This is a genomic window from Polaribacter pacificus (assembly GCF_038024035.1).
Lineage (GTDB): Bacteria > Bacteroidota > Bacteroidia > Flavobacteriales > Flavobacteriaceae > Polaribacter > Polaribacter pacificus.
The window spans coordinates 813,818-825,629 of sequence record NZ_CP150664.1 but is presented as its reverse complement, the minus strand read 5'-3'; the positions used below and the strand labels follow the sequence as shown (position 1 = coordinate 825,629).

Genomic DNA, 11,812 nt, shown 5'->3' with positions numbered 1-11,812 from the left:
GATCAGCAAAGAATGACAGCAAATACAAAGAATTTTCATCCTAAGAATATTCACAATACGGGTTACGATTTTAAGGTTTTAGTAAAAGCCAATCCCGGATTGGAGCCTTATATTTTTACAAATACTTATGACAATTTAACGGTTGATTTTTCAGATCCAAAAGCAGTTAAAGAAGTAAATAGAGCTTTGTTGTTTGCGCATTATGGTCTTAAGCGTTGGGAGTTTCCAGATGAAAACTTATGCCCGCCTATTCCGGGTCGAGTAGATTATATTCATCATTTGAATGATTTGATAACTGATTCAAAAATTTCTGAACCGATTTCTGTCTTAGATATTGGTACAGGAGCCACCTGTATTTATCCTTTATTAGGATCTGCTATTTACAATTGGAATTTTGTGGGAACAGATATAGAACTTGATTCATTAGATGCTGCTCAAGATATTATTGATGACAATGATTTGGATGCGCAGATCCAATTGCGTCAACAATTTGATGAATCTCATGTTTTAAAAGGAATAATAGAGCCAGAAGATGCTTTTAGTATTAGCATGTGCAATCCACCATTTTTTAAATCAGAAGAAGAGGCGCGTGGAGCCAATAGAAGAAAAACCAGAAATCTTGGAACCAATGCCGTTCGAAACTTCTCTGGTAATAACAATGAATTATGGTATATAGGAGGTGAAAAAGCTTTTTTACATACCTATCTTTATGAAAGTTCATTGTATCCCAAAGCTTGTAAATGGTTTACCTCTTTGGTTTCTAAAAAAGAGAATGTAGAAAGTCTACAAGCTTCTGCTACAAAATTAAAAGCGAGCCAATTTAAGGTGATACCAATGCATCAAGGAAATAAAGTGACACGTATAGTAGCTTGGAGTTTTAGCTAAAAAAAAAACACTGCAAAACGGAGCTAACTCACCTTACAGTATTTCATCTTTTAACGCTTAGTTTTTTGTTTGAAGTTTTTGCTGCGTTTCAATAAAAGTATTGGTGCTTCCATTTGTAAAAGGAATCAAATAAAAGAAATACTCATGGCTTTTATTTGGATCTATTTGATATGCTTTTTGTGGTTTAGAATACCAACTGTCATCACCTGCCAAGCCTCGTTGTTGTAAATCTATATTTAATTGTACGAGATCTTTTTCTTTGATATCAGTGGTGTGTTTGCTGTAATTTGCCTTTAAATTTTTCTTTGTATAATCCAATCCATCTGTAATGTCAAAATCTTCGTTTGGCATGTGCAGAGCAGTAATGCTTAAGCCATGGCTAAGGGGGGCTGCAATTAACAAGCCCTGCTTATTTTGATTGCTTAAAGCCATCCAGCGAACATCAGTTCGATTGCCATTTTCTTGAGGTCTTATATAAGGTACGTACATGCTTTTTACAAAGCTGTGGTAAATATCAATAAAGCTAGAAGTTTTACGGTCTTGATAGTTTTCCCAAGGCCCTCTACCATAATAGGATACCGAATTGAATTCTTTTAAGAGTTGCATACGCATCCCAACTCTTGGGATGTCTGCTTTGTAATCGGAGCTGTTTAGTGTGTTGCCTATTTTTAGCAGCCCATTTCCATAGACTACATAAGTGGTTTTATGCACTGTATGAACACCTGGGAGGCTGTAATTGACTGTAACTTTAACACTGTTTTCTGTGCTTCGCTCATATTTAAATTTACTAACTTTTGCATGCAAGCTTGCTTCTTTCCAGGCAATGTTGTTTCTTTCCATTCCATTCCCAAGATCGTTGTCTGTTGGTGCTCTCCAAAAGTTAATTTTAGGGCCTTCTTGATTTTTTAACAACTCTTTAGACTTGTATACATAAGAGCTAATTTGTCCTGATTTTTTATTAAAAACCAAGCGAACATCCTTTGATTCTAGTTGTAAGTTTTTAGAATCAGAAGTGATGCTAAGTTTAGCTCCATTGTGTAAAGGCGCTTTTTTGAATTTAAATTTTTTGGCTAGATAAATCTGCTCTCTAGCGACTTCAAAACCTTTAGGAAGCAAAGACCATGCTGCTTTAGTGGTTGCGTTTATGATGATAAAATACTCTGTATTCTCTTTAAAGTCAATTCCATCAAGAGAGATTCTAACCAATTTACTTGTATGGGTTTCTACATCCAAACTTGGTAGTAGAATAGTCTTTATAACCTGACCATTGGCTTTTATTTTTGCTGTAAAATTAAATTGATTTAGGTTTGTAAAATCATAGAGGTTTTCAATTAAAATACGCTGCTCATTAAAGTCGTTTAGCCCCTCGTCTTTAAAGTTAATATATTCATGAGCTTTTTTAACCTCAAAGAGTGCGGGTTGGGCAGTTCTGTCAGGAAATACAATGCCGTTGTTTAAAAATGAATTGTCCGATGGCATACCTTTTCCATAATCACCACCATAGGCATAAAAGCGTTCTCCTTTGTCATTGGTTTTCCAAATGGATTGATCTACCCAATCCCAAATAAAACCGCCTTGAAGATTTTCATATTTCTCAATAATTTCCCAGTAATCGGCAAAGTTCCCGGTACTGTTACCCATGGCATGTGCATATTCACTAGGAATAAAAGGCCTGTCTGTTTTGCTGCTTCCAATTTTTTCGAATGTAGCTGGTGATGGGTACTGTGGTACAATAATATCGGTATTCCAATCCATGTCATACAAACTACCGTCTCGGTCTTTATAAGGACGTTCATATTGAACCGGTCTTTTGCTTTTGTCATGAGCTTTAATCGCTTTATATCCTGCATAAAAATTAATGCCATTTCCAGCTTCATTTCCCATAGACCAAATGATTACAGAAGGATGATTTTTATCTCTTTTAACCATTCTTAGCATTCTATCCACATGAGCTTTTTCCCAATTTGCTTTTTTTGCCAACGAATATTTGCCATAATACATGCCGTGGGATTCTATATTGGCTTCATCAACGACATAAATCCCGTAGATGTCACACAGTTCATAAAAACGTCTGCCTCGTGGGTAATGACTTAAACGTACTGCATTGATATTGTTTTCTTTCCAAAGTTGGATGTCTTTTAAAATTAAAGTTTCCTCCATTACATGGCCCGTTTCTGGATCGGTTTCTTGGGTGTTTACCCCTTTTAAAGTAACCACCTGGCCATTGACTAAAAGCAAACCTTTTTTTATCTCGACAGATCGAAATCCTATTTTTCGTTCGGTGGCCTCTAAAAGACTTCCTTGATTATCTTTGATAAATATTTTTAGCGTGTATAGGTTTGGGTGTTCTGCACTCCAAGCTTTTACATCAATTACAGAAGTTTTAAAACTAACTGTATTAATTGCTTTTTTGTTAAGATCTATGTTCTTTGTTTCTTTGGTTAATAATTTAGATCCATCGTATAACTGGTACTGAACCTGTGCTTGTTTTACAGTGTTTTCATGGTTTTGCAGTTGGACATCTAATTCTAAACGCCCATGCTTGTAGGTTTTATCAAGGGTCGATAGCACTTCAAAGTCTTGTAATCTTATTTTTGGCTGTCCGTAGATATATACACTGCGTTCAATTCCGCTAATTCTCCAAAAATCTTGGCCTTCTAAATAACTACCGTCAGTCCATCTAAAAATCTGAATCGCAAGGGTGTTTTTACCTTTTTTTGCAGCCTTAGTAATGTTAAATTCACTGGGTAGTTTACTGCCTTGAGAATAGCCAATATAGGTTCCGTTAAGCCAAACAAACCCACCTGATTTCATAGCCCCAATATGCAAAAAGAGTTCTTTGGCATTCCAGTTTTTATCAAGGTTAAAGTCTCTTCGATATGAACCTACGGGATTGTATTGATGAGGTACCTTGCCTGGATTTTTTGGGTAAACTCGATCCACTAATTCCATATCATCGGCAACCATGGCTTTGTAATCCGAAAACTCGTACTGATGGTTTACATAAATTGGAACTCCATAGCCTTCAACTTCCCAGTTAGAAGGGACTCTAATTTCATTCCAGCCTCTTAAATGTTCTTTGGGATTCATAAAAGACATCGGTCTGTCTTTTGGAGAACGCACCCATTTAAATTTCCACATTCCATCCAAAGACATAAAAAAAGTTGGCTGGTTATTTTCCAATTCTTTTATTGAGCTGAATGAGGTAAAACTTGCATGTGACTCTTCTTTGTTCTCAGCGATGACTTGCTCATTTTCTATATAATGCCAAATGTTTTTTTCTTGAGCATTGCCGGTAAAAACAAATGCTAAGGCTGCGAATAATTCGAGTACTTTTTTCATATCTATTGCTTGGTTTTCAAATATAAAAAAACCGAAGCATTTTGCTTCGGTTTTTTACAATTTATCGAATGAGTTTCTTGCTATACTAAGAAGCTCATTTTTATTTTACAAGTGAATCACTTCACCATAAGCGTCAGCAACAGCTTCCATAACCGCTTCACTCATGGTTGGGTGAGGATGTATTGCTTTTAGTACTTCATGACCTGTGGTTTCTAGTTTGCGTCCTAAAACAGCTTCTGCTATCATATCAGTTACACCAGCTCCAATCATATGACAACCTAACCATTCTCCGTATTTAGCATCAAAAATTACTTTGACAAAACCATCAGGGGTTCCTGCAGCTTTTGCTTTCCCAGAAGCAGAAAATGGGAATTTTCCAACTTTAAGTTCATAGCCATTTTCTTTTGCTTGTGCTTCAGTCATTCCTACTGATGCAATCTCAGGAGTAGCATAAGTACAACCAGGGATATTTCCATAGTCAATCGCTTCTGTATGCAATCCTGCAATTTTCTCAACACAGGTAATTCCTTCTGCAGACGCAACGTGTGCCAAAGCAGGACCAGGAACTACATCACCAATAGCATAATATCCAGGGATGTTGGTTTGATAAAAATCATTTACTAAAATTTTATCTCTATCAGTAATAATTCCTACATCTTCTAATCCAATGTTTTCTATATTGGTTTTAATACCTACAGCAGACAATACGATATCAGCTTCTAGTATTTCTTCGCCTTTTTTAGTTTTAACGGTAGCTTTTACACCCTTTCCAGTGGTATCAACAGACTCTACAGAAGAGTTTGTCATTACTTTGATTCCAGCTTTTTTAATTGATCTCTCAAATTGCTTAGATACATCAATGTCTTCTAAAGGAACAACATTGGGCATAAATTCAACGATGGTTACATCAGTTCCCATAGAATTGTAAAAATGTGCAAACTCTACACCGATAGCGCCTGACCCAACGACAATCATAGATTTAGGTTGCTTAGGCAAACTCATTGCTTCTCTGTATCCAATTACTTTTTTTCCATCTTGTGGTAAGTTTGGCAATACTCTAGAACGTGCTCCAGTAGCAATGATAATATGTTCTGCACTGTATTCTGTTACGGTACCTTTGGCATCAGTAACATCAACTTTTTTACCCGTTTTAATTTTTCCAAAACCGTCAATGATATCGATTTTGTTTTTCTTCATTAAGAACTGAACACCTTTGCTCATTCCTTCTGCAACACCACGACTTCTTTTGATTACTGCTTCAAAATCTTTGTCAATGGCTTCGGCTTTTAATCCGTATTCATCAACGTGTTTTAAATAGTCATATACCTGAGCTGATTTTAACAAAGCTTTGGTTGGGATACATCCCCAGTTAAGACAAATTCCGCCTAAGTTTTCTTTTTCTACAATGGCTGTTTTTAATCCCAGCTGAGAAGCTCTAATAGCTGTTACATAACCTCCAGGACCACTTCCAATAATAAGTACGTCGTATTTCATTGTGTATTGTTTTTGATTTAATTTTGAAAACCGAAATTTTCAATAGTTTTTATTTCGTTGTTTATATTCTCGCTGGGGTCTCAAAATATGATTCCTTTCTGAGTGACAAATTTAAGCATTCTCGTTATAAATGTGTCCAAGTTCACAATCAAATTACCAACTACATTCTTTCTGGCACTTGAATTCCCAATAAAGAAAATGCTGATTTTATGATTTCGCTTACTTTTTTAGACAGCTGAACTCTAATAATTTTACTGCTAAGAACTTCTTCACCTAAAATAGATACGTTCTGGTAAAAAGAATTGAATTCTTTAACTAAGTCGTACGTATAATTTGCAATCAATGCAGGTGAGTGGTTGGCAGCAGCTAGTTGAATAACCTCTGGGTAATTTTCAATAATCTTGATTAGCTCTTTTTCTTTAGGATGCAATTCAATATCGTTGACAGGCTTCGAATAATCGAAGTTTGCTTTTCTTAAGATAGATTGAATTCTCGCATAGGTGTACTGAATAAAAGGCCCTGTATTTCCTTGAAAATCTACAGATTCTTTTGGGTCAAATAAGATGCGTTTTTTAGGGTCTACTTTTAAAATATAATATTTTAAGGCACCCAAACCGATGGTTTTATAGAGCGCTTCTTTCTCTTCTTCAGAATATCCTTCTAACTTTCCTAATTCTTGAGATAAACTTCTTGCAGTGTCTGTCATCTCAACCATTAGTTCATCAGCATCAACCACAGTACCTTCTCTAGATTTCATTTTACCAGACGGTAAATCGACCATCCCATAACTTAGGTGATACAGTTGATCAGCCCATGAGTAACCTAGTTTCTTTAAGATTAAAAAAAGCACTTTAAAATGATAGTCTTGCTCGTTTCCGACTGTATAGACCATTCCTTTTAGCCCTGGATAATCTTTAGATCTTTGTATGGCAGTCCCAATATCTTGTGTCATATAAACAGCAGTACCATCAGATCTTAAAACGATTTTCTCATCCAATCCATCTTCTGTTAAATCAATCCAAACAGAACCATCTTCTTTTTTGTAAAAAACGCCTTTTTCAAGACCTTCTATAATATTGTCTTTTCCTAATAGATAAGTATTGCTTTCATAATAATACGAGTCAAAATTAACTCCCATATTTTTATAAGTAGTTTCAAAACCTTCGTACACCCAAGTATTCATGGTTTCCCAGAGCTCTTTGGTTTTAGGATCACCAGCTTCCCAAGCCTGAAGCATCTCTTGAGCTTCAATTAACAAAGGAGCTTCCTTTTTAGCGGTTTCTTCAGTAAGTCCCTCGGCTATTAAGGTAGCGACTTCTTTTTTGTATTCTTGATCAAACTTAACATAGTAGTTACCTACTAATTTATCACCTTTTAATCCTGTTGAACTTGGCGTTTCTCCCTTGCCGAATTTTTGCCAAGCGAGCATTGATTTACAAATGTGTATTCCTCGATCGTTAATAATCTGAGTTTTGTACACGTTGTTTCCGGCTGCTTTGAGTATTTCTGCAACAGAAAAACCCAATAGGTTGTTTCTGACATGTCCTAAATGCAAAGGTTTGTTTGTGTTAGGTGATGAATATTCTACCAAAATAGCATCACTTTCTTCAGCTGCGTTTACAAAACCATAATTGGTGTTGCTAAAAATACCAGCAAAAGAATTTAAGTAGTTGGCATCTTCAATTACTAAATTTAAAAAGCCTTTGACTACATTAAATCGGATAATTTCTGAAAGATGTGTTACCAGGTAGTTTCCTACAGCTTCTCCTATTTGAACAGGGTTTCCTTTTACATAGCGCAGCATCGGAAAGATCACTACGGTTATATCTCCTTCAAATTCTTTTCTAGTAGCTTGAAACTCAACAGAAGGAATCTCTGTTTTGTATAGGGTTAAAATAGCTTCTTTTACGGTAGTTTCTATGCGGGTTTGAATACTCATTTCTTCTTGCAAATTGAAGTGCAAAACTACATATTTTATTTGATTTTTATGTTCAAAATTTCTCCTTCATATTTAAAAGGGCTATTGAAATTAATATTGGTATTTTTGCACTTGTATGGAAGACATGGATAAACGATTAGAAGCTTTGCCTAAATTGGCTAAGGACGCAAAGAAAGAAGGACAAAAATATTTTGCAAATCTTAGAAGGAGAACTCCTAAGAACTTAGATTATGTTATGCAAGAGCTCCATGAAGAAGAGTTTAAGAAGACAGATTGTTTAAGCTGTGGAAATTGCTGTAAAACCACAAGTCCTATTTTTACAGAAAAAGATGTAGAGCGTATCTCTAAGCACTTGCGAATGAAAGTGGCAAAGTTTAAAGAAGAATACTTAGTGAGAGATGAAGATGATTTTATGGTCTTAACTTCTGCTCCTTGTACCTTTTTTGATGAAACAGACAATAGCTGTTTTATCTATGAAGTTAGGCCCAAAGCTTGTGCAGAATACCCACATACAAACAGAAAAAAGTTTATTCAAATAACTGATTTAACGCTTCAAAATACAGAGATTTGCCCTGCTGCTTACAATATAGTAGAGGCTTTGAAAGAAAGACTGCCTATGCATTCAAATAAAAAAGTGAGACGGAGTTAGTGAAGGGTTTTATACGTTGAGCTAATTTTATCAGATTCATTAAAAAATATTTTTTGGTTATCTTTAGAAAAAATAGATCTCATTGGAAACCATTATCAATTATTTTGAAACCATCCCTTCATTGCACAGAAGCATAATTTTAGTAGGAGGGATTACTTTTTTTTGGCTTTTAGAAGGCGCTTTGCCTTTGTTTAACTTTAAGTATCACAAATGGAAACACGCGTTTCCTAACCTTTTTTTTACTGCGACGACTGTTGTCATTAATTTTGCTTTGGCTTTTGTTTTATTAAAAACAGCTGATTGGGTACAAACCCATCAGTTTGGTTTGATTAATTGGATGCCAGAAATGCCATTGGCATTGTATGTATTGTTGGGCTTGTTGCTCCTTGATTTTTTCGGGGCCTATTTGGCTCATTTTATAGAGCACAAAGTTTCTTATTTATGGATGATACACTTGGTGCACCATACTGATCATAAGGTAGATACTACAACTGCTAATAGACATCATCCACTTGAGAGTTTAATCCGATTTGCCTTTACTTTATTTGGTGTCTTTATCATTGGAACACCCATTGCTATTGTAATGTTGTATCAATCCATGTCGTTGATCTTTACTCAATTGACCCATGCAAATATTAGAATGCCCAAAAAGCTTGATAAATTTTTAAGCTATTTTATTGTTTCTCCAGACATGCATAAGATCCACCATCATTATCAATTGCCTTATACGGATTCTAATTACGGAAATATCTTTTCTATTTGGGATCGATTGCTTGGTACTTATAAGTATTTAGATCGTGAGAAGATTGTTTACGGAGTCGATACTTTTCCGGACGAGGTAAGTAATTCTTCTTTAAAAGAGCTGCTAAAACAACCTTTTCAGGGCTATAGAAAGCCAACAAACAGCTAAGTTCTTTGCAGGGGTTTTTATTAAAATGAATTGTAAATATAAATTGAAAAAGCTACTGATAGATTAAGTATTTTTTTCGTGTAATCTTAAAGTTGTTTAAGTCTTTTTGCCAAGTTTTTTTAATTTCTTTTTCAGATAAACCCGCTTCAATTTGTTGCTGAAGCTTTTTTGTTCCTGCATGAATCGTAAACGTGCTTCCAAAGAACTTTTCTGTTTTTGGAGTCTTCTTATAGGCGTCAATCAACCATGCTAAGTTTAAAGCACTTAATTCTTTAGTAGCCCTTAAGTCGACACCATAACAAAGCTTTCCTTTTTCTTTAGGGTACTTCGAGCCAAAATTTGGACTTGGAGTATACCTAAAATCGCTTTTTGGAAAAAAAGATGCTCCATACCTTTGAAATTGAAACTCTGTTCCTCTGCCGGCATTAATTGTTGTTCCCTCAAAAAAACCTAAACTAGGGTAGAGGTTTATAGATTTGTCATTTGGTAAATTAGGTGAAGGTCTAATGGTTAGGCTATAAGCTGTTTTGTGTGTGTAATTTTCTAAAGGAATCACTGTTAAATCACATTGTACTTTGTTTTTTAACCATTTCTCTCCATTGATCATTTGACCGTATTCTCCAATCGTCATTCCGTAAACAACAGGAACAGGATGCATGCCTACAAAAGATTTGTGCTCTAGTTCTAAAACAGGGCCGTCAACATAATGTCCATTTGGGTTTGGTCTGTCTAAAATGATTACAGAAATCCCCGCTTCAGCGCAGGCTTCCATTACATAATGTAAAGAAGAAATATAGGTGTAAAAACGCGCGCCTACATCTTGAATGTCAAAAACAACAATATCAATTCCTTCTAATTGTTTTGCTGAAGGTTTTTTACTTTTTCCGTATAAAGAAACAATTGGCAGGCCTGTTTTAGTGTCTAAACCATCTTTTACTAGTTCAGCAGCATCTGCATCTCCTCTAAATCCGTGTTCTGGCGCAAATACTTTTTTAATATTTATATTGTTGTAATTATGCAGAAAATCGACCAAATGTTGGGTTACTTTTTTAGAACCCATAACGTTTGGTGCAACTTCGTCTCTTTGTAAAATACTTAAAACAGAAGTTTGGTTTGCAACAATGGCAATATTTTTACCCTTTAGTAAGTTTAGGTATACATCCGTTCGTTCTGCTCCGGTTTTTACAGCGGTAATTTTTTCTATTGTTTTTTCTTGAAGGGGTTTTGTTTTCTGAGCGCAAGAAATCAGCTGGTAATTCAGTAAAAGAAATAAGAATAAATATGTACTTTTGAAAGGTTTAAAATCGATCATAATTTGAATTACGAATTATTTATTGCAAAACGCATTATTGCTGGAAAAGAATATAAAAATAGTATTTCTTCTCCAATAATAAAAATTGCTATAACTGCAATTGCTTTAGGACTTATCATTATGATGATTTCTATAGCAACGGGTACTGGTTTACAGACAAAAATCAAAGAAAAAATCTCTGGTTTTAAAGGGCATGTTGTGATTACAAATTACAATGATAATAGCTCGGATGTTTCTATAAGTCCTGTGGATAAAAATCAAGATTTTTACCCGAAATTTCAAACGGTTGACGGCATTAAAAATATTCAGGTTTTTGCCAATAAAGCGGGTTTAATTAGAACTGCAACTGATTTTGAAGGAATCGTTTTTAAAGGAGTTTCTGATGATTATGATTGGACTTTTTTTAAAGAGTATATGGTCTCGGGATCCGTACCCGATTTTAACCAGCAAAGAACCAGAGATGTGCTATTGTCAAAAAGCTTGATTGATCGCCTTCAATTACATCTAAACGATACCATTAATGTCTTTTTTATGAAGTCTGAGGCAAACAAATTGCCAAGTAGATATAAGATGGTGATTACCGGTATTTTTGATACGGGATTCAATCAGTTTGATAAAAACATGATGATTGGTGACATCCGAGAAGTACAACGCTTAAATAAATGGACAGATGATCAGGTTGGGGGTTTTGAAGTTTTATTGGATGATTTTAATGAGATTGAACAAAAGGGCAATGAAATTTATACAGCGATAGGATCAACACTAAACAGTGATACCGTCGTAGATTTATATCCTATTATTTTTGAATGGGTTGGTCTTTTTGATAATAATATTTGGTTTATTATTGGCATCATGATTTTGGTAGCGAGCATCAATATGATTACGGCTCTGTTAGTTCTTATCTTAGAGCGGGTGCAAATGATCGGGATTTTAAAAGCGCTTGGAAGTACTAACTGGAGTATTCGAAAGGTCTTTCTATACAATGCAGCCTATCTTATTTTAAAAGGCTTGTTTTGGGGTAATTTGATCGGATTTTTATTGCTGTTTGCTCAGTCTTATTTTGGTTTTATCACCTTAAATCCAGAAACCTATTATGTGTCTAAAGTTCCTGTTACTCTTGATCTTTTTACCATCTTATTGCTTAATATTGGGACGCTGGTGATGTGTTTTTTAATGTTGTTATTACCTTCTATTATTATCACAAGAATTAGTCCTGTAAAGTCTATCAAGTTTGCTTAAACTTAATTGTTGATGGTATTTGATACTTAATTTAAGGGGATT

General features: G+C 34.9%; 8 protein-coding genes. 4 read left to right on the top strand and 4 right to left on the bottom strand.

The genetic code is table 11. From position 1 onward, the window contains the following. Nucleotides 1–12 precede the first annotated feature (12 nt). A complete protein-coding gene (gene rlmF / locus WHC90_RS03750; RefSeq protein ID WP_188599337.1) occupies nt 13–885 on the top strand; it encodes a 23S rRNA (adenine(1618)-N(6))-methyltransferase RlmF in 873 nt (290 codons plus the stop codon). Between the two features lie 57 nt (nt 886–942). On the opposite strand, the gene WHC90_RS03745 is transcribed toward rlmF, so the two are convergent. The 3 genes from WHC90_RS03745 to argS form a co-directional block, all read right to left on the bottom strand. Continuing rightward, the gene (locus WHC90_RS03745; protein WP_188599338.1) at nt 943–4,227 is read right to left on the bottom strand and encodes a glycoside hydrolase family 2 TIM barrel-domain containing protein; all 3,285 of its coding nucleotides are present in this window, start codon (nt 4,225–4,227) and stop codon (nt 943–945) included. A 105-nt stretch (nt 4,228–4,332) separates the two neighbouring features. After that, complete coding sequence (gene lpdA / locus WHC90_RS03740) at nt 4,333–5,721, bottom strand: dihydrolipoyl dehydrogenase (protein ID WP_188599339.1); 1,389 nt, start codon at nt 5,719–5,721, stop codon at nt 4,333–4,335. Nucleotides 5,722–5,881: 160 nt separating this feature from the next. Next, a complete protein-coding gene (gene argS / locus WHC90_RS03735) occupies nt 5,882–7,660 on the bottom strand; it encodes an arginine--tRNA ligase (protein WP_188599340.1) in 1,779 nt (592 codons plus the stop codon). Nucleotides 7,661–7,784: 124 nt separating this feature from the next. On the opposite strand from argS, the gene WHC90_RS03730 reads away from it, so the two are divergent. Beyond that, a complete protein-coding gene (locus WHC90_RS03730; RefSeq protein ID WP_188599341.1) occupies nt 7,785–8,309 on the top strand; it encodes a YkgJ family cysteine cluster protein in 525 nt (174 codons plus the stop codon). Between the two features lie 82 nt (nt 8,310–8,391). After that, nucleotides 8,392–9,219, top strand: a complete 828-nt coding sequence (locus tag WHC90_RS03725; RefSeq protein WP_188599342.1) for a sterol desaturase family protein — start codon at nt 8,392–8,394, stop codon at nt 9,217–9,219. Between the two features lie 52 nt (nt 9,220–9,271). Here WHC90_RS03725 and WHC90_RS03720 read toward each other — a convergent pair whose 3' ends face one another. After that, nucleotides 9,272–10,531: an exo-beta-N-acetylmuramidase NamZ family protein gene (locus WHC90_RS03720; protein ID WP_188599343.1), complete on the bottom strand. Its 1,260-nt coding sequence runs from the start codon at nt 10,529–10,531 to the stop codon at nt 9,272–9,274. Nucleotides 10,532–10,534: 3 nt separating this feature from the next. Here WHC90_RS03720 and WHC90_RS03715 point away from each other — a divergent pair, with 3 nt between their 5' ends. Next, nucleotides 10,535–11,770 (top strand): ABC transporter permease, encoded by a 1,236-nt coding sequence (locus WHC90_RS03715; protein ID WP_188599344.1) that lies wholly within the window; start codon nt 10,535–10,537, stop codon nt 11,768–11,770. The last annotated feature ends 42 nt before the right edge of the window (nt 11,771–11,812 follow it).